The organism is Thermomonas sp., from assembly GCF_029945965.1.
In the GTDB taxonomy this organism is placed as follows: Bacteria; Pseudomonadota; Gammaproteobacteria; order Xanthomonadales; family Xanthomonadaceae; genus Thermomonas.
Genome location: NZ_JAQSDO010000020.1, coordinates 248,715 through 266,906 on the forward strand (window position 1 = coordinate 248,715; position 18,192 = coordinate 266,906).

Consider the following 18,192-nt stretch of genomic DNA (forward strand, 5'->3'; position numbering starts at 1 on the left):
GATGCTCCGAGGATGTGTTGTGGAGGGGGATTGCAGCACTGCAGTCGCGCCACTGCAAGCGGGCTACACTGCCGGCATGGAACCGCACGACGACAAAACTCCGCTCAGGCCGCGTGGCCGCGGCATCTACCTGTTGCCGAACCTGTTCACCACCGGTGGCCTGTTCGGTGGCTTTTTCGCGATTATTGCCGCCTCCCAGGGGCGGATAGAGGCTGCCTGCGTAGCGATCTTCATCGCCGGCATCCTGGATGGCATCGATGGCCGGGTGGCGCGGCTGACCAATACCCAGACCGAGTTCGGCGTGCAATACGACTCGCTGGCAGACCTGGTCAGCTTCGGCATGGCGCCGGCATTGGTGATGTACCACTGGTCGCTGGCATCGATGAAGCTGGACGGGATCACCCCGGGCAGGCTCGGCTGGCTGGCGGCATTCCTGTACGCGGCCTGCGCCGCACTGCGGCTGGCACGGTTCAATAGCCAAGTGGCGCATGTCGACAAGCGCTGGTTCATTGGCCTGGCCAGTCCAGCCGCGGCGGGCTTGCTGGCGAGTTTCGTCTGGACCTGCCACAGCCTTGGCCTGGATGGCACCGACCTGCGTTATCCGGTGCTGGGCGTGACCGTGCTAGCTGGCCTGTTGATGGTCAGCCGCGTGCGCTATACCAGTTTCAAGGGTGGCAGCGGGCCGAAGTCTGACCGGGTGCCCTTCTTCGCCCTGCTAGTGGCGGTGGCTGTACTGGTCGCGCTGGTACTGGATCCGCCCAAGGTGCTGTTGGCGGTGACCGCACTATATGCGCTGTCCGGGCCGGTGATGTGGTTGCGTCGCGGCAAGGGGACATCGCCGCCGCAGGCGCCGGTGGCGTGAGCTGGGATCCGTTCCAGCGAGATGTGCTGGCCGAACTGGGTCATGTCGTTTATCGACAGGCCGGTGTCGCGATGGCACTCGATGCCGAAGTGATGCGCATCGATGCGCCCGGAGTCGATGCCGCAATGATTGATAACCCGATGCTGGCCCACGTTGCGCGTGCGGCAAGCATGACTACTGAAGCCTTGCAGGAGCGCATCGGGGATATGCAAGTGTTCGCTGGCCTGCGCGGGAATCCAGCAGCCAAGCGCGCCTTGTGGCCGCGCCTGCGTGCACTGCGCAGGCAAGGATGAGCGCCGTTCGCGCGGCTGATTTCCCTGCGCAGGCCACGTTGCGGCCGATGCGCGAAGACGACCTGGACGCGGTGATGCGGATCGAGGACGCGGCGTATCCGTTTCCGTGGACGCGCGGCATCTTCCGCGACTGCATGCGCGCCGGCTATCCGATGTGGGTGCAGGAACGCGATGGCGGCATCGCCGGCTATGGCGTGCTCAGCATCGCCGCCGACGAAGCCCACGTGCTCAACCTGTGCACCGCGTCGGGCAATGAAGGCCATGGCCTTGGCCAGCGCATGCTGCAGGCGCTGCTGCGGATCGCGCGCGCTGGTGGCGCGCAGCGGGTGTATCTCGAAGTACGGCCATCAAACCCGCGTGCAATCACCCTGTACGATCGCAGCGGTTTCAACGAAATCGGCCGCCGTCCGCGCTATTACCCGGCCGCCAACCACGGCCGTGAGGACGCGATCGTGATGGCGATGGAATTGTTGGTGGGCGACATCGAGAAAATGCCGCCGCTTTGACGACGAAAAGGGGACGGAAGTGGTTAAGGTGCGCCTTAACCACTTCCGTCCCCTTTTCGCATCGCTCAGCCCAACCGCGTGCGCTGCGCTATCAAGGCATCGCGCTGCGCGCTCCATTCGACCAGACGCTGGCGTTCCTGTTCGACCACCGCGGCCGGTGCGTTCTGCACGAAGGTGTCGCTGGCCAGTTTGTTGGTGGACTTCGCCAGTTCGCCCTCGATGCGCTTGAGTTCCTTGTCGATGCGTGCACGTTCCGCGTCCAGGTCGACCAGGCCTTCCAGCGGCACGAACAGGTCGAGTTCGCCGACGCGCGCTGACGCTGCTGCCGGCGGTTCGCCATCAAGCGTCTCGATGCGTTCGATCCGGTTGAGGAAGCGCAGTTGCGAGGCGAAGCGTTGAATGCGTGCAGCATCGTCCGCACTGCCCCCGCGTGCCAGCAAGGTGACCTTTTTGGCCGGCGACACGCCGAGTTCGCTGCGGATCCGGCGCAGTGCGGAGACCATCGATTTCAGCCATTCGATGTCGGCCTCGGCTTGTGCGAAGTCGCTGGTGTCGAAGTCGCCTGCGCGCGGATACGACGCGGTCATGATGCTGTCGCCGCTTTTGCCGAGCTTCGGTGCCACCGCCTGCCAGAGTTCTTCGGTCACGAACGGGACTAGCGGGTGCAACAGTCTCAGCAGCGCGTCGAGTACGTGCAGCAGCGTGTGCCGGGTGCTGTTGGCCGCATCCACGTCCTCGCCCTGCAACGCAGGCTTCGCCAGTTCCACGAACCAGTCGCAGAATTGATTCCAGGCGAATTCGTACAGGCATTGCGACAACAGGTCGAAGCGATAGCTGGCGTAGTGGGCTTCCGCTTCGGCGCAGGTCTTCACCAGTTGCGCAAGGATCCAGCGCTCGGCATCGGTCTTCGGCTGCGGCGCGCCTACCGCGCTGAAGCCTTCGGTGTTCATCAACACGAAGCGCGTCGCGTTCCACAACTTGTTGCAGAAATTCTTGTAGCCCTCGGCGCGGGCAAGATCGAACTTGATGTCGCGGCCCGGCCCGGCCAACGCCGCCATGGTGAAGCGCAGCGCGTCGGCACCGAACGCGGGGATGCCGTCCGGGAATTCCTTGCGAGTGGCCTTGCCGATTTTCTCGGCCATCTTCGGCTGCATCAGGCCGGCGGTGCGCTTGGCAACCAGATCGTCGAGCGAAATGCCGTCGATGATGTCCAGCGGGTCAAGAATGTTTCCTTTCGACTTCGACATCTTCTGGCCGTCCTTGTCGCGCACCAGGCCAGTGATGTAGATGTCGCGGAACGGGACCCGCTGGGCGTCAGTGAATTCGGGATTGTCCTGGCCGACCAGATGGTCGGTCATGAAGATCATCCGCGCGACCCAGAAAAAGATGATGTCGAAGCCGGTCACCAACACCGAAGACGGCACGAAGTAGGCGAAGCCGCGCTCGCGCATGGCCTCCGCGTCCGGCCAGCCCATGGTACTGATCGGCCACAGCGCGGAGGAGAACCAGGTTTCCAGCACGTCGTTGTCGCGGGTCAGAATTACATCGTCGGCAATGCTGTTGCGCGCACGCGCATCGGCCTCATCGCGGCCCACGTAACAAGCGCCCTGCGCATCGAACCACGCCGGAATGCGGTGGCCCCACCAAAGCTGGCGGCTGATGCACCAGTCCTGGATGTTTTCCATCCAGTGTCGGTAGGTATTGATCCAGTTCGGTGGCACGAAGCGCACGTCGCCTTGCTCAGCGAGTTTCAGCCCACGCTCGGCCAGACCGTCCATCTTCACGAACCACTGGTCGGTCAGGTACGGCTCGATTGCCTGGCCACTGCGATCACCACGCGGCACCTGCAGCTTGTGCGGCTTGGTTTCGACCAATAGTTCGAGCGCTTCAAGATCGGCCAACATCGCCTTGCGCGCGTCGTAACGATCGAGGCCGCGATACGCCACGGGAACGCCATCGTCATCGACGATCTTTGCATCGGGCGTAAAGATATTGATCAACGGCAGCGTGTGCCGCTGGCCCACCGCGTAATCGTTGAAGTCATGTGCGGGCGTGACCTTGACCACGCCGGTGCCGAACTCGCGGTCCACGTAGTCGTCTGCAATCACCGGAATCAAACGGCCGGTCAGCGGCAGGGTCACGGTCTTGCCGATGAGGTGCGTGTAGCGCTCGTCTTCGGGATGCACCATCACCGCGCTGTCGCCGAGCATTGTTTCCGGACGCGTGGTGGCGACCACCAAGGTGCCGCTGCCATCGGTCAACGGATACGCAATCGACCACAGGAAGCCGTCCTCTTCCTCATTGACCACTTCCAGGTCGGAGATCGCGGTCTTCAGCACCGGATCCCAGTTGACCAGGCGCTTGCCGCGATAGATCAGGCCGTCGGCATGCAGGCGCACGAATGCTTCGATCACCGCATCGGCAGCACCCTTGTCCATGGTGAACACGCTGCGTGTCCAGTCGCCGCTGGTGCCGATTCGGCGCATCTGGCGCTCAATGGTGTCGCCCGACTGCTGCTTCCATTCCCAGACTTTTTCGATGAAGGCCTCGCGGCCCAACGAGTCGCGGGTTTCGCCCTTGCCTTCGAGCGTCAAATTGCGGCCGACCACCATCTCGGTGGCGATGCCGGCGTGGTCGGTGCCCAACTGCCACAGGGTGCGGAAGCCGCGCATGCGGTGGTAGCGGATCAGCGCGTCCTGCAGCGTGTACTGGAATGCGTGGCCCATGTGCAGGGTGCCGGTGACGTTCGGCGGCGGCAGCAGGATGCTGTAAGCCGGGCCGTCGCCCTGTGGCGCGAATGCGCCGCTGGCCTCCCACTGTGCATACAAGCGTGATTCGAAGGACTTGGGTTCGTAGCCGGGGGCTAGGGTGGTCATGGTCATGTCTATTGTGTTCGGCCCCCTCCCCGCTGCGGCGCCCAAAGGGTGTGCAGAGCTGGGAGGGTTGAGGTGGGGGCATCGGCCGGTGCGCCCCCATCCGCCCTTCGGGCACCTTCCCCCGCCAGCGGGGGAAGGAAATTACATGTCGTGCGCTTTTACATCGAAGCCAAGCGCCAGGTACTGCTTCCAGCGTTCACGCAGCGGCACGCGTGCGGCGGGATCGGCCGGCACGACTTCGAGTACGCGCTCGAACTCGCCGCGTGGCGCATCGTCGCGCAAGTTCAGCAGCAACGGGCGCAGCGCAATGTCCATGTCGGGCGTGGCGATCAGCACCGGGCACTCCGCGTCTTCCTCATCAGCGCCGGCGATCTGGTGCGGCACGTAGGCATCGTCGTCGAACGACCACAGCAGATCGTCCAGCGCCTCGGCCTGCGCGGTATCACGCGCCAGCACCAGCGTCCACAGGCCAGCGTCGTGCGCCTTGCGCGCCAGCTCACACACGAGCAGCAAGGGCTGCTCGCGGAAGCGGGGTTTGTCGACTAAATAAAAATCAGCGCGTGGCATCGGGGTATCGGTGCTTCATGTCGTGTAGCGAAAAGGGGTCAGAGTGAAGTTTCCTCACCAAGATAACGGGTCAAGCATGCCAACCGGCAGGAAATTCACTCTGACCCCTTTTCGGTATCGCTGCGTTGGTATCAGGCGGTAGCCGAACGATCCAGCAGCCACTGCGAGAGCAGGCCAACCGGGCGGCCAGTGGACATGCCCATCTTGCCGTCACCACTGGCGACGCCGGCGATGTCCATGTGCACCCAGCGCTGGCCTTCGGTGAAGCGCGACAGGAAGCAGCCGGCGGTGATCGCGCCGCCCCAGCGCCCGCCGATGTTGTAGACGTCGGCGAAGGCGGAATCGAGCTGGGTCTGGTATTCGTCCCACAGCGGCAGCTGCCAGGCGCGGTCGAACACGTGCTCGCCGGCATCGATCAATTCACGCGCCAGGTCGTCGTCTTTCTTGGTCATCACGCCGGCGGCGAACTTGCCCAGCGCAACCATGCAGGCGCCGGTCAGGGTGGCCACGTCGATCAGTGCGGCTGGTTCGAAGCGTTGCGCATAGGTCAGCGCGTCGCACAGGATCAGGCGGCCCTCGGCGTCGGTATTGCCGACTTCAATGGTCTTGCCGGACATGCTGGTGATCACGTCGGACGGCCGATAGGCGTTGCCGTCGATGGCGTTTTCCACCGCCGCGGCAATGCAGATCAGGTTGATCGGCAACTGCATGCCGACTGCAGACACGAAGGTGCCGAGCACGGTGGCAGCGCCGCACATGTCGTACTTCATCTCCTCGACACCACCCTGGGTCTTCAGGTTGACGCCGCCGGTGTCGAAGGTGATGCCCTTGCCGACCAATACATACGGCTTGGCGTCGCCGCCACCGTTGTACTTCAGCACGACCAGGTGCGGCCGGTTGGCCGAGCCGCGCGCGACCGCGAGCAGCGAGCCCATGCCGAGTGCTTCCATCGCCGCTTCGTCCAGCACCTCGCATTCCACGCCGTCACTGCGAGCGGCGTAGGCCTGCGCCTGTTCGGCCAGGTAGACGGGCGTGCAGATGTTCGGCGGCAGGTCGCCGAGGTCGCGGGTGAAGGCAACGCCGGCGGCAATCGCGCGGCCATGCGCCATAGCTGCATCGTCTGTGCCACGGATGGCGAAGTGCGTCAGGCCCTTTTCGTCGCGCTTCTTGTTCTCCGCGCCCAGCGTGGCGGTGTAGCGATAGCAGGCGTGGTCGGCGGTGACCGCTGCGCTGCGGATCTTCCAGGCGTCATCGCGGCCCTTGACCTCGACCTCATTGAGGGTGAACAGCGCCGAGCCTACAACGCCGGTTTTCAGCGTACGTGCGGCATCGCCAACCGCCTTCAGGTATTGCGGCACGCCGAACTTGGCGGTTTCGCCCAGGCCGACTATCAGTATGCGCGGCGCGGTGATGCCGGCCACGTCATGCAGCAGGGTGGTCTTGCCGGTCTTGCCGCTGATGTCGCCACGATCAAGCAATGCACGCAGCCGGCCGTCGCTGGCGGTATCGAGCGCAGTGCCGGCGTGCGTCAACTGCTTGTCGGCAAAGGCGCCAACGATCACGCAATCGACCTCCGCGGAGGCGGGGGCAGTGTGGTTCAGGCTGAATTCGAGGCTCATCGACCAAAGTTCCCAAAGTAGAGTCACAAGGTGAAGGGGGAGTCGTTCGCAAGGCGCTTCGCGTGAAGTCCGGCGGCGGCTTCAACGGCACCGCATGCGGCAGTGCTTACAATGCGCAGCCGCGTGTAGATGCGGCCAGCAGCAATCGCACAGTTGCAGAACTAACTCCCAAGTCTAAAGCAAGTTCCCATTCAAGCAGGGCCTGATGCCGAAGTTGGACCGCTACCTGAGCAGTGAGATCGCCCGTTCCGTGCTCGCGGCGCTGGTGGTGTTGTCCATGGTCAGCCTGGGCGGCCTGTTCGCCGACCTGCTGGGCGAGATGGCACGCGGCAAGGTGCCGCCGACCTTGTTGATGTCGCAGCTTGGCCTGCGCATGATCCGCTACCTGCCGATGATCCTGCCGCTGGCCCTGCTGCTGGGCTATCTGATGGCGTTGGGCCGGCTGTATCGCGATTCGGAAATGTACGTGCTGGCGGCGGTGGGCGTCGGGCCGCGGCGCTTGCTGCGGCCGGTGTTGCTGGTGGCGCTGCCGGCGGTTGCGATCATCGCGTTGAGTTCGATCTGGTTGGGCCCCTGGGCCGACGGCAAGGCCCGTGGCATGGTCGCCGAGGCCAACAAGAACCTGCTGGTGGCAGGACTCGAACCAGGCCGCTTCACCCTGATGGCCAATGGCGGGGTGGCTTACACCGGCACCATGTCCAGTGATGGCACCCGGCTTAGCCGGGTGTTCGTGTATCGCGAGCGCGGCGATCGGATGGACGTGGCCACCGCGCGCAGCGGTGAGCTGTACCGCGATGAGGGTGCGCGCGTGCTGGCGCTGATGGACGGTTTCCGGGTCGAAGGCCCGCTCGCGGGCAAGGGTTTGGATTACCGCCTGATGCGCTATGCGCGTAATGAAATGCAATTGCCGGGGCCCGAGGACAAGCGTCCAAGCGACGACCCCGCGTTCAAGCCGTTCGGACAATTGCTGGGCGACCCTTCGCCTGCTGCCAATGCGCAGTTGCACTGGCGGATCGCACCGCCACTGCTCGCGTTTGCCTTCGTCTTGCTGGCGGTGCCGTTGTCGCGCAGTTCGCCGCGGCAGGCGCGCTATGGCTCGATGCTGCTGGCATTTTTGGCCTACCTGGGGGGTATCTTCATGATGCTGCTGGGCACCCAGTGGCTGGCCGACGGCACCCTGCCGCGCGCGGCGGGACTGTGGTGGCTGCTGTTGCCGATGCTGGCGCTGGGCGCGTGGCTATACCTGCGTGACGGGCGTATCGCGAAGCCTTGGTGGCGCCGATGAACCTGCGTCCGAAACTGCATGACCACTACATCGCCCGTATAGTCATCGTGAGCGTTCTGGGGACGTGGGGTGTGCTGCTGGGCCTGGACGTGGTGCTGGCCTTCGCGGGCGAGTTCGGCAGCGTCGGCAAGGGTGGCTACACGATCAACCACGCCATCGCCTCGATCGGTTTGTCGATCCCGTGGCGCGCCTACAATCTGTTCCCGACCGCAGCGGTAATCGGTGCGCTGCTCGGGCTTGGGCAACTGGCGGGCACTTCGGAACTGACCGCCCTGCGCGCGTTGGGTCTTTCGCGACGTCGCCTGACGGTATCGGTGGCGTTCTCGCTGACCTTGCTGACCTTGCTCATGGTGGCCAATGGCGAAACCCTGGCGCCGTGGGGCGAGGAGCGTGGCCAGTCGATCAAGAGCATGCGTAATACCGACATGGTGATGGCGCAATACACCGGCCTGTGGGCGCGTGAGGGCGAGATGTTCCTCAACGCACGCAGCGGCGAGCAGAAAGTCAGTGGGGGTGACCATTGGCTGGAGCTGCGTGGCGTGAGCCTGTTCCAGTTCGAGGCAGATGGTCGCCTGCAGTCGATCGCCAACGTCGAAGTGGCCGAGCACCGCCCGGGCGGCTGGTTGCTACGCAACGTTGAACGCACCACCTTCGGCCCGAAATCAGTGAAGCGCAGCAAGGTCGCCGAAGAGCGCTGGGAGTCGAAGCTGGACGAAGCTGCCCTGGCCGCCAGCGTGACCAGTCCGTACTACATGGGAAGCCTCGAATTGCGCGACAGTATTGCCTATCGGGTCCGCAATGGCCTGGAATCGGGCGAGTTCGAGCAAGTCTACTGGGGCCGCTGGTTCTACCCGTTCAACGTATTGGCGCTGTGCCTGGCGGCGATCCCGTTCGCATTTGGCACCCTGCGCAGCGGCGGCTACGGCAAGCGCCTGTTCCTGGGTATCGTGTTCGCACTCGGGTTCTGGATGCTGCAGCAGATGTTCACGCGGCTGGCTGGCATCTACCACTTCGACTATCGCATCGCTTACGCGATGCCGCCGCTGATCATGCTGGGCGTATCGGGTTTACTGTTCAAGCGGCGGAGTGGCTAGGCAATCGACAAAAAGGGGTCAGGGTGAATTTCCTGCCGACGGTTCCTCGATCGTTTCAGATCCTGGTCAGGAAACTTCCCCCTGACCCCTTTTTGTCTCCTTCGGCATCCTTTCGCGCAGCATCCGCGTTGCGCTGGCGCGGTCATGCCAGGTCAGCCGCTCACGGTCGATCCACGCCCACCAGAAGCCGGCACCGGCCAGCAGCAACGATGCGCTGCCCACTGCATAGCGCAGCCACAGCTGGCGCCACGAGGCATTCTTGCCATCACCCGCGGCAACCACCCGCATTCGCCATGGACGCATGCCGATGGTCTGGCCGCCGCGCCGCCAGCTGATCGTCGCGTACAGGCCGGCGACCGCCCACAAGGCCGCGAATTCAACCCCGCCCAGCCAGCCACCGCGCACCGCATCGCCATGCAGCAGGGTGAATGCGCCGGCGGTCACGAACCACAGCGCCAGCACCGGGAAGAAATCGTAGTTCAGCGCCAGCAGGCGCCACCCGACCAGCGCAGGCGCGCGCGAGGAAGTGGGTTGGGGCTTTGACATCGGCACAGGATACAGGCGACAAGCACGCATCCCGGCGGCTAGTCTGGATGCATGCCGACCGCCGCGGACCGCCGCCAGTTCGTCCAATCGTTGCCACCGCTGGCGGATGCGGACGCGCTGGTGATCGAGCGTTTCATCGATGCGATCTGGGCTGAACGCGGCCTGGCAGTGGCTTCGCTGGCAGCCTATCGCAGCGACCTGCAGGGGCTGGCGCGGTGGGCGGGGCAGCGCACTTCGAAAGGGATCCCAACACCTGATCTTAGTCACCTGGATCGTCAGACCCTGTTCGATTACCTCGCGATGCGCACCACGGCTGGCTATACCGCGCGCAGCAATGCGCGGTTGCTGTCCTCGCTGCGCGCATTCCATGCGTATGCCGTGCGCCGTGGCGAGTGCCAGGATGATCCGACCGCGCTGCTGCAGCCGCCCAGCCTGCCGCGTTCATTGCCGAAGGCGTTGTCCGAAGCACAGGTCGAGGCCTTGCTGGCCGCACCCGACATCGCCACTGTCGAAGGCCTGCGTGATCGCGCGATGCTGGAGCTGATGTATGCCTGCGGGCTGCGGGTAAGCGAACTGGTGGAATTGCCGGCGACCGCGCTGAACCTGCGCCAGGGCGTGCTGCGGGTGCGCGGCAAGGGTGGCAAGGAGCGGCTGGTGCCGCTGGGCGAGGAATCCCAGCATTGGCTGCAGCGCTATCTGGCTGAGTCGCGGCCGACGCTGCTGGGGCGGACACGGGATGCCGCGGTGCTATTTGTCGATAGCAAGGGCCAGGCGCTGACCCGGCAGGCGTTCTGGCGGCTGGTCAAGCGCAGTGCGCAAATGTCCGGCATCGATCCCACACGGATCAGTCCACACGGGCTTCGACACAGTTTCGCCACCCATCTGCTCAATCATGGCGCGGACTTGCGCGCGCTGCAGATGCTGCTGGGCCACAGCTCGCTGTCCACCACGCAGATTTACACCCTGGTGGCGCGCGAACACCTGCGCAGCGTGCATGCCAAGCATCATCCAAGGGCCTGACCGGCCCTCCCTGCTGGACTTCCGGCACTGCGACCATTCATCTGTGCGTGCGACAATTCGGGGAACCGCGCGGGCCTGACAATGGTCGAACACGCGCCCACCCCAGGATTCCATGATGAAACGTTTTCTCCTCGCCGCCGTGTTCAGCGCGCTCAGCCTCGGCGCATGCGCACAACCGGCATCGTCCGCGCAATCCAGCGACGCCAGCGCTAAGTCGTCATCCACAGCGCAGTCCGATGAAGTGAAGATCGCGACGCCAGCAATCACTGCCGGGACTTCCGAGGCTCGCGTGCGTGACGCGCTGACCAAACTCAATCCGCGGATCGGCATTGATCGCATCGGTCCGGCGCCGTTCCCGGGTTTTCGTGAAGTCGTGGCCAGTGGCCAGGTGGTCTACGTCAGCGACGACGGCAGGTATCTGTTCCAGGGTGGTCTGCTGGACATCGACAAGCGCAAGGACCTGTCCGAGGCCGCGATGTCCAAAGTGCGTACCGAAGTGCTGAAGGCGATGCCGGTCAGCGACCGCATCGTGTTCGCGCCAGTCGGCAAGCCCAAGCACACCGTGGTGGTGCTGACCGACATCGAATGCGGTTATTGCCGCAAGTTCCACAGTCAGATCGCCGACTACAACAAGCTGGGCATCGAGGTCCAATACATGGCCTTCCCGCGCGCCGGTATCGGCAGCCCGGATTTCCAGAAAATGGTTGCCGTCTGGTGTGCAGACGACCGCCGCAAGGCCCTGACTGACGCCAAGAACGATCATGTGGTGGCGATGAAGACCTGTGCCAACCCAGTCACCATGCAGCACGCCGCCGGCACGCGCATGGGACTGACCGGCACCCCGATGATCCTGACCCCGGATGGCGTGATGTTGGGTGGCTACCTGCCGCCGGAAGCGTTGCAACAGCGCCTCGACCAGCTCGACGCCGAGCATGCCGCCCGCAAGGGCGCCTGATCAGCTGGCGCCCTGAACCCCTGATTCCCCATGGCGGGCCGCCCAGGTGCCGCCTCGGCTACAATCTGCGGCCCATCCCCAGCAACTCCCGGACATGATCGTCCTCGAGGGCGCCATCGCCCTGTCGCCGTTCCGGCGCGAACGCTTGCAAGCCCGCCTCAATGCCGTTTCCCCGGCATTGCGTATCGTCGAATGCTGGCATGGTTACTGGATCCAGCCCGAACCTGGACAGGAACCTGACCCCGACGCCCTCAATCGCATCCTGCAAGCCCGCCAGGCGCATGCTGAATCTTTGCCAGGAGTAGTTAGCCGTTACGTCGTGCCGCGCCTGGGCACGCTATCGCCGTGGGCCAGCAAGGCCACCGAACTGCTGCGTGGCGCCGGCTTGCCGGTGCTGCGGGTGGAGCGCGGCATGCGTATCGACGTATACGGTTGGCCCGCCGATGCCGAAGCCCAGACCGCGCTGGCCAGGCTCCTGCACGACCTGATGACCCAGTCGCTGCTGGATTCACGCGAAGCCGGCGCGGCGCTGTTCGATGCGCTGCCGCGTGGCGATCTCGAAGCGGTGCCGCTGGATGCGCTGGAGGCAGCCAATACGCGCCTGGGCCTGGCCATGGCGCAGGACGAGATCGACTATCTGCGCGAGCGCTTCGGCGCGCTGGGCCGCGACCCGCACGATGTCGAACTGATGATGTTCGCGCAGGCTAATTCCGAGCACTGCCGGCACAAGATCTTCAACGCCAGCTGGACCATTGATGGCCGCGAGATGCAGCATGCCGGCGCGCCGGTGACGTTGTTCGGCATGATCAAGAACACCCATGCGCATGCGCCTGAACACACGTTGTCGGCCTACAGCGACAATGCTGCCGTTGTCGCGGGCTATGCCACGTCGCGGTTCCGCCCGGATCCGCATGGCCAGCGTTATCGCGCTGAAGCCATCGCAGACAGCGCGTTTTGCATCAAGGTTGAAACCCATAACCACCCGACCGCTATCGCGCCGTTCCCGGGCGCATCAACCGGCGCTGGCGGCGAAATCCGTGATGAAGGCGCAACCGGTCGCGGCGGACGCCCAAAGGCCGGCCTGTGCGGATTCTCGGTGTCGCACCTGCGCATTCCGGGATTGTCACGGCCGTGGGAGCACTTTGGTGAAAAGCCGGAGCGTTCGCTCAATCCGCGGATGGCGCCAGCACTGGAAATCATGCTGGACGGGCCACTCGGTGCGGCCGCGTTCAACAACGAATTTGGCCGTCCCAACCTGGTCGGTTATTTCCGCAGCTTTGAATTGGACGAAGGCAGTACGTCCGATGGCAGCCGCCTGACCCGCGCTTATGACAAGCCGATCATGTTGGCCGGCGGCATCGGCGCGATGGATCGGCCGATGGTTGCCAAGCGCTTCTTGTCGCCTGGCGATGCAGTGATCGTGCTGGGTGGCCCCGCGATGCTGATTGGCCTCGGTGGCGGCGCTGCGAGTTCGGTGACTGGCGGCAGTAGCAGTGAGGATCTGGATTTCGCCTCGGTGCAGCGCGACAACCCCGAAATGGAGCGTCGCGCGCAGGAAGTGATCGACCGCTGCGTCGCGCTGGCCGCTGATAATCCAATCGAGTCCATCCACGACGTCGGCGCAGGCGGCCTGTCCAACGCCATCCCGGAATTGCTGCACGACTCCGGCGTCGGCGGTGTGATCGACCTCGACAAAATTCCCAAGGACGACCCGTCACTGTCGCCGATGCAGCTGTGGTGCAACGAGTCGCAGGAACGCTACGTGATGGGCATCCACCCGTCGCGGGTCGAAGAGTTCACCGCGCTGTGCGCGCGCGAGCGTTGCCCGTTTGCAGTGGTCGGCATTGCAACTGCGGAAGAACGACTGGTCGTCGGCTATGGCGCGCAAGTCAACGCGATTCCTGTCGCAGCTGCCATCGACCTGCCAATGGACGTGCTGTTCGGCAAGGCGCCGAAGATGCATCGCGACACCGCCCACCCCGCAACGCCGCGCTGGCCGGAAATCGACACCGTTGCGCTCGACCTTCGCGAAGCCGGCCTGCGTGTGTTGTCGCACCCGACCGTGGCATCGAAATCCTTCCTGATCACCATAGGCGACCGCACCGTTGGCGGCCTGACCGCGCGCGATCAGATGGTCGGCCCGTGGCAGATTCCGGTTGCCGACTGCGCGATCACCTTGTCCGGCTTCGACGGCAACACCGGTGAAGCCATGGCGATCGGCGAACGCACGCCGCTTGCCCTGTTGGACCCTGCAGCGTCCGCACGCATGGCCGTGGGCGAGGCGATCACCAACCTGATCGCAGCGCCGGTGGAAGCACTTAACCGGATCAAGCTGTCGGCCAACTGGATGGCCGCCGCCGGTCACCACGGTGAGGACGCGCGCTTGTTCGATGCAGTGCGTGCGGTGGGCATTGAACTCTGCCCAGAACTGGAGATCGGGATACCCGTCGGCAAGGATTCGCTGTCGATGCAGGCGCGTTGGCAGGACGGCGAGCAGGCGCACCAATCGGTGTCACCGGTGTCGCTGATCGTTACCGCGTTCGCGCCAGTGGTCGATGTACGTCAACAGTTGACGCCGCTTTTGCAGCGGGATGTTGAATCGGAACTTTGGCTGATCGGCCTGGGTGGCGGTCGCCAGCGCCTGGGTGGTTCGGTGCTCGCGCAATGCCATCCGGAGCGTGGCGCCAATGCCGCGTTGCCGGCGTTTGGCGGCGAAGTGCCCGACCTGGACGATCCGCAGCGCCTGCGTAGCCTGTTCGAGCTGGTCCGCGATGCGCGCGAGGACGGACTGCTGCTGGCCTACCACGACCGTTCCGACGGCGGCGCGTTTGCGGCGTTGTGCGAAATGGCATTCGCCTCGCACATGGGCCTGGACATCCAGCTCGATGGTTGGGGCGATGGCCGCGCGGGTGATGTGTTCCGCGCGTTGTTCAACGAAGAACTGGGCGCGATCGTGCAGGTTCCGGTGGAAGAACGCGCCGCCTTCGCTGACCTGGTTTCGCGCCATGGCCTGATCGACTGCGCCCAGCGCATCGCGCGGCCCACCAGTGGCAACATGATCCGGGCCAGCCAGGAACACATTGTGCTGGCCGAATGGCGCTGGGAAGAATTGTTCGATGCCTGGTGGTCGGTCAGCCATGCGTTGCAGCGTTTGCGCGATAACCCCGAGTGCGCGGACCAGGAACGCCACGCCACGCGCCGTTTCGATGCATCGCCGCTGACGCCGCTGCTGACGTTCGATGCAGGCGAGAACGTAGCAGGGCCTTTCATTGCAACTGGTGCGCGGCCGAAGGTCGCGATCCTGCGCGAACAGGGCGTCAACAGCCAGATCGAAACCGCGGTGGCGTTCGACCGTGCCGGTTTCGATGCTTACGACGTGCATATGAGCGACCTGATCGCAGGGCGCTTCCAGCTGGCCGACTTCAAGGGCTTCGTCGCCTGCGGCGGCTTCAGCTATGGCGACGTGCTGGGTGCCGGCCGCGGCTGGGCCACCAGCATCCTGGAACGCAGTGCGTTACGCGATGCGTTTGCAGAATTCTTTACCCGCGAAGATACGTTCTCGCTGGGCATCTGCAACGGCTGCCAGATGATGGCGCAACTGCGCGATATCATTCCCGGCGCGGAGCACTGGCCGACCTTCCAGCGCAATGCGAGCGAGCAGTACGAGGCACGCCTGGCGCTGCTGGAAGTGGTGCAATCACCATCGCTGTTCCTGCGCGACATGGCTGGATCAAGGATCCCGGTGGCCGTCGCCCATGGCGAAGGCCGTGCGGTGTTCGCAAACCGCATCGACCAGGCGGCCGTGGACATCGGCCTGCGTTATGTCACCGGCGACGGTAATGTTGCCGAAACCTATCCGACCAACCCGAACGGCTCACCCGGCGGGATTGCCGGCGTGACCAGTCGCGATGGCCGCGCCACTATCCTGATGCCGCATGCCGAACGCACCCTGCGTAGCGCAAATTTCAGTTGGGCGCCAAGCAGTTGGCCAGATGAATCGCCATGGATGCGCATGTTCCGCAATGCGCGGGTTTGGCTGGGGTGAGAGACATTTTCCATTCTTGAACTCAGAAGCGGCTGCTCTTCTGGATGGCGGAATCGCTTGGCACGCTATATGCACGCCAGATCTGGATCCACGCCATCAGTACCCCACAGCCCGCAGCACGTAAGGCTGTGCCCACAGACCTTTTCCAGCCTGCAGTAATCTTATGAAAACGGGCGCAAAAAAAGCGCCGGTGGGACCGGCGCCTGTGTCACGAAGCTACCTGTGGTTCATCGTCCGCAGGGCGGGTCTTCTCTGTATGCGGCAATGTACATCCTGATCAAGGCACTCAGGCGAGCGGGGCTCTGCGGGATCTCGCAAACCTGCTTGCACAGGATAAGTTTGGGTCCTGCAAACCCCTCGGCGGCGCATGTGGTGAAGCCGCCGCCAGCTGCCAGCGCAACAGCATTTGTCATGAATGCGGTCATCCCGGGCCTCGCAACATTGCCCTCGCCGTTACCCCCAGCGAGGTACCAGCTCCACGGAAGCGGGGCATAGACCACCTTGCCACTGCCATAGGAATAAAGGATGGATACGGTTCGGGCCGGGTCATTCGTTGTGGTCAGTACCTGTACGCCTGCAGGCAACGATGCTGTTGGCGTGGAGCCATGAGCAGAACAGTTGCCACCGTCCATGGATGTGTTGTTCAGCGTACCCCCTGGTCCGTTTGTAGCAGGAGATCCTGCAGGCAGATTAATGTCGGAGAGACACCCATCATTGGTGTAGGAAATTACCGGAGCACCTGGCAATTGTGTGCCGATATTATTAGAGGGGTCCCAATCGGATATGACCAACCCCATGCCGGCGTGGACTGCATTGTTGATGTCTGCATTTACACCATAGGCACTGCATGTTTCCACCAAGAGCGCGCTAAGCGGTGCCAGTGTCGCCGGGCTGATGCTGGTGATCGCAACAGGTGTGTTGCCAGAAGCGATGATGGCCGGTGTTTTGTCGCCGGTTCCACTGCAGGTTTGGCCAGTGATGTAGCCAACGTTCCCCGCATGACTGACCGCAGGCAGCGCCAGCGCGCAAGCACCTGCCAGCAATGACAAACTGAGCATAAGAGGTTTCGAATTCATAGATTTCTCCCTGTGATAGCGACCGAACCCCGGTCGCATGTGCAAGTATTAACGAAATTTCAGGTACTACACCGGCCACGGTTCGTCAGGCCATTTTTTTGCGACTGACGCCGATCTAGCCCGCCTGCCACCCTGCTGCAGCGCGGCAAACTGAAAGAGCCTGATCTGGTACGGGCGCGCCGCCTGCAGGAGCAGGCTGGCGCAGCCTGCTGGCACTGCGTTCGGAGATCAACGAGTTGATCGAGCACTGGCACGGGCAAGGCCGGAGTGAGATGGAGGGCATCGTGGACAGCGCTGACGGCGAGGAAGGGTTCCACGATGTCGAATACCTGCGATCTGGCTTCGGAAGCGCCGGTGGGACCGGCGCTTGTGTCACGAAACTGCCTGTGGTTCAGCGTCCGCAGGGCGGGTTTTCTCTGAATACGGCAATGTAAGCCCTGATCAAGGCGGTCAGGCGAGCGGGGCTCTGCGGGATCTCGCAAACCTGTTTGCACAGGATAAGTTTGGGTCCTGAAAACCCCTCGGCGACGCAAGTGGTGAAGCCGCTTTGCGACAGGACATTGACGAAATACGCCTTGATGCCGGGCGCCGTGCCTGCATTGCAACCGCTGAGGTAGCAGTCAAACGGAATCGCCGAATAAACGACGCTACCGGCACCACTGGAATACTTGAAGGCGACAATCTGGGCGGGATTGGCCGTCGTCAGGTATGCCTGGCTCCCAACCGGTATGGAAGTGGCGTACCCATGGTTCGAAGAGTTGCCGCCGTCCAGGCTGGCATTAGTCAACGTGCCACCTGGTCCCGTTACGATCGGGCTGCCGGCCGCCAAGTCAATCTGACTGCCAGAGCCGTATTGGATGGTCGCAGCCGGGGCGCCGGGCAATGCCGCCGCCGTGCCGCCGCCTGGCTCCCAATCGTAGATGACCAGTTTCATGCCCGCAGACACCGCGGCCTTCACGTCCGCGTTGATCTGGCTACTGATGTCACTACCGTTGCAGTTTTCGATGATCAACGTGCCAAGTGGCGCCAATTGGCTAGCCGTCAAGCTGGCAACTGCGACAGGTGTGAGGCCAGCTTGTGTGATCAGGGGCGCTTTCGCTGACCCAGCCGAGTAGCACCCAGTGTAGTACCCCACGTTTCCGTTTCCAACAGCTGCATGGCTGACAGCCGGCATCGCCAGCGCGCAGACGCCCGCAAGCAACGATAGGCTTAACGTGCAAAATTTTGTATTCATGACTGCTTCCTAATTGTTGAGCCAGTTGAGCCAGTTGAGCCAGTTGAGCCAGTTGAGCCAGTTGAGCCAGTTGAGCCAGTTGAGCCAGTTGAGCCAGTTGAGCCAGTTGAGCCAGTTGAGCCAGTTGAGCCAGTTGAGCCAGTTGAGCCAGTTGAGCCAGTTGAGCCAGTTGAGCCAGTTGAGCCAGTTGAGCCAGTTGAGCCAGTTGAGCCAG

The 18,192-nt window shown here is 63.6% G+C and carries 15 protein-coding genes; 8 read left to right on the plus strand and 7 right to left on the minus strand.

Features of this window, described 5'->3' with window-relative positions:
- Positions 1 to 76: 76 nt before the first annotated feature.
- Genes pssA through rimI form a run of 3 tightly spaced genes read left to right on the plus strand, consistent with a single transcriptional unit; the run spans position 77 to position 1,661 of the window.
- The gene (gene pssA / locus PSV05_RS13870; RefSeq protein WP_300066329.1) at positions 77 to 862 is read left to right on the plus strand and encodes a CDP-diacylglycerol--serine O-phosphatidyltransferase; all 786 of its coding nucleotides are present in this window, start codon (positions 77 to 79) and stop codon (positions 860 to 862) included.
- Positions 859 to 1,155: a hypothetical protein gene (locus tag PSV05_RS13875; RefSeq protein ID WP_300066332.1), complete on the plus strand. Its 297-nt coding sequence runs from the start codon at positions 859 to 861 to the stop codon at positions 1,153 to 1,155. The genes pssA and PSV05_RS13875 overlap by 4 nt, the downstream gene beginning before the upstream one ends.
- A complete protein-coding gene (gene rimI, locus PSV05_RS13880; protein WP_300066335.1) occupies positions 1,152 to 1,661 on the plus strand; it encodes a ribosomal protein S18-alanine N-acetyltransferase in 510 nt (169 codons plus the stop codon). Before PSV05_RS13875 ends, rimI begins: the two co-directional genes overlap by 4 nt.
- A 65-nt stretch (positions 1,662 to 1,726) precedes the next feature.
- On the opposite strand, the gene PSV05_RS13885 is transcribed toward rimI, so the two are convergent.
- From PSV05_RS13885 to PSV05_RS13895, 3 genes are all read right to left on the minus strand, one after another.
- Complete coding sequence (locus tag PSV05_RS13885) at positions 1,727 to 4,537, minus strand: valine--tRNA ligase (protein ID WP_300067011.1); 2,811 nt, start codon at positions 4,535 to 4,537, stop codon at positions 1,727 to 1,729.
- Positions 4,538 to 4,678: 141 nt separating this feature from the next.
- Positions 4,679 to 5,104: a DNA polymerase III subunit chi gene (locus PSV05_RS13890; protein ID WP_300066337.1), complete on the minus strand. Its 426-nt coding sequence runs from the start codon at positions 5,102 to 5,104 to the stop codon at positions 4,679 to 4,681.
- Positions 5,105 to 5,235: 131 nt separating this feature from the next.
- Positions 5,236 to 6,723 (minus strand): leucyl aminopeptidase, encoded by a 1,488-nt coding sequence (locus tag PSV05_RS13895; protein WP_300066339.1) that lies wholly within the window; start codon positions 6,721 to 6,723, stop codon positions 5,236 to 5,238.
- A gap of 205 nt (positions 6,724 to 6,928) precedes the next feature.
- On the opposite strand from PSV05_RS13895, the gene lptF reads away from it, so the two are divergent.
- Positions 6,929 to 8,008 carry an LPS export ABC transporter permease LptF gene (gene lptF, locus PSV05_RS13900; RefSeq protein ID WP_300066342.1) on the plus strand — a complete coding sequence of 360 codons (1,080 nt, stop codon included), beginning with the start codon at positions 6,929 to 6,931 and terminating at the stop codon, positions 8,006 to 8,008.
- Positions 8,005 to 9,102, plus strand: a complete 1,098-nt coding sequence (gene lptG / locus PSV05_RS13905) for an LPS export ABC transporter permease LptG (protein ID WP_300066345.1) — start codon at positions 8,005 to 8,007, stop codon at positions 9,100 to 9,102. Before lptF ends, lptG begins: the two co-directional genes overlap by 4 nt.
- Positions 9,103 to 9,168: 66 nt before the next feature.
- On the opposite strand, the gene PSV05_RS13910 is transcribed toward lptG, so the two are convergent.
- The gene (locus tag PSV05_RS13910; protein WP_300066348.1) at positions 9,169 to 9,648 is read right to left on the minus strand and encodes an RDD family protein; all 480 of its coding nucleotides are present in this window, start codon (positions 9,646 to 9,648) and stop codon (positions 9,169 to 9,171) included.
- A gap of 51 nt (positions 9,649 to 9,699) precedes the next feature.
- Here PSV05_RS13910 and xerD point away from each other — a divergent pair, with 51 nt between their 5' ends.
- From xerD to purL, 3 genes are all read left to right on the plus strand, one after another.
- On the plus strand, positions 9,700 to 10,668 hold the full coding sequence (gene xerD, locus PSV05_RS13915) for a site-specific tyrosine recombinase XerD (protein ID WP_300066351.1): 969 nt from the start codon (positions 9,700 to 9,702) through the stop codon (positions 10,666 to 10,668).
- Positions 10,669 to 10,783: 115 nt separating this feature from the next.
- Positions 10,784 to 11,623 carry a DsbC family protein gene (locus PSV05_RS13920; protein WP_300066354.1) on the plus strand — a complete coding sequence of 280 codons (840 nt, stop codon included), beginning with the start codon at positions 10,784 to 10,786 and terminating at the stop codon, positions 11,621 to 11,623.
- Between the two features lie 94 nt (positions 11,624 to 11,717).
- Positions 11,718 to 15,668 carry a phosphoribosylformylglycinamidine synthase gene (purL, locus tag PSV05_RS13925; RefSeq protein ID WP_300066357.1) on the plus strand — a complete coding sequence of 1,317 codons (3,951 nt, stop codon included), beginning with the start codon at positions 11,718 to 11,720 and terminating at the stop codon, positions 15,666 to 15,668.
- A gap of 227 nt (positions 15,669 to 15,895) precedes the next feature.
- Here the strand turns inward: purL and PSV05_RS13930 are convergent, their stop codons facing one another.
- The 3 genes from PSV05_RS13930 to PSV05_RS13940 all read right to left on the minus strand — a co-directional run.
- Positions 15,896 to 16,744: a hypothetical protein gene (locus PSV05_RS13930; protein WP_300066360.1), complete on the minus strand. Its 849-nt coding sequence runs from the start codon at positions 16,742 to 16,744 to the stop codon at positions 15,896 to 15,898.
- A 391-nt stretch (positions 16,745 to 17,135) separates the two neighbouring features.
- A complete protein-coding gene (locus PSV05_RS13935) occupies positions 17,136 to 17,978 on the minus strand; it encodes a hypothetical protein (protein ID WP_300066363.1) in 843 nt (280 codons plus the stop codon).
- A 9-nt stretch (positions 17,979 to 17,987) separates the two neighbouring features.
- Positions 17,988 to 18,192: hypothetical protein (locus PSV05_RS13940; RefSeq protein WP_300066366.1), on the minus strand; the 205-nt coding region annotated here is incomplete at its 5' end.

Coding starts and splice junctions, on each gene's coding strand:
- lptG (WP_300066345.1), top strand. CDS start 8,005: ATGAACCTGCGTCCGAAACTGCATGACCACTACATCGCCCGTATAGTC.
- rimI (WP_300066335.1), top strand. CDS start 1,152: ATGAGCGCCGTTCGCGCGGCTGATTTCCCTGCGCAGGCCACGTTGCGG.
- purL (WP_300066357.1), top strand. CDS start 11,718: ATGATCGTCCTCGAGGGCGCCATCGCCCTGTCGCCGTTCCGGCGCGAA.
- lptF (WP_300066342.1), top strand. CDS start 6,929: ATGCCGAAGTTGGACCGCTACCTGAGCAGTGAGATCGCCCGTTCCGTG.
- PSV05_RS13895 (WP_300066339.1), bottom strand. CDS start 6,723: ATGAGCCTCGAATTCAGCCTGAACCACACTGCCCCCGCCTCCGCGGAG.
- PSV05_RS13920 (WP_300066354.1), top strand. CDS start 10,784: ATGAAACGTTTTCTCCTCGCCGCCGTGTTCAGCGCGCTCAGCCTCGGC.
- xerD (WP_300066351.1), top strand. CDS start 9,700: ATGCCGACCGCCGCGGACCGCCGCCAGTTCGTCCAATCGTTGCCACCG.
- PSV05_RS13910 (WP_300066348.1), bottom strand. CDS start 9,648: ATGTCAAAGCCCCAACCCACTTCCTCGCGCGCGCCTGCGCTGGTCGGG.
- PSV05_RS13930 (WP_300066360.1), bottom strand. CDS start 16,744: ATGAATTCGAAACCTCTTATGCTCAGTTTGTCATTGCTGGCAGGTGCT.
- PSV05_RS13890 (WP_300066337.1), bottom strand. CDS start 5,104: ATGCCACGCGCTGATTTTTATTTAGTCGACAAACCCCGCTTCCGCGAG.
- PSV05_RS13885 (WP_300067011.1), bottom strand. CDS start 4,537: ATGACCACCCTAGCCCCCGGCTACGAACCCAAGTCCTTCGAATCACGC.
- pssA (WP_300066329.1), top strand. CDS start 77: ATGGAACCGCACGACGACAAAACTCCGCTCAGGCCGCGTGGCCGCGGC.
- PSV05_RS13935 (WP_300066363.1), bottom strand. CDS start 17,978: ATGAATACAAAATTTTGCACGTTAAGCCTATCGTTGCTTGCGGGCGTC.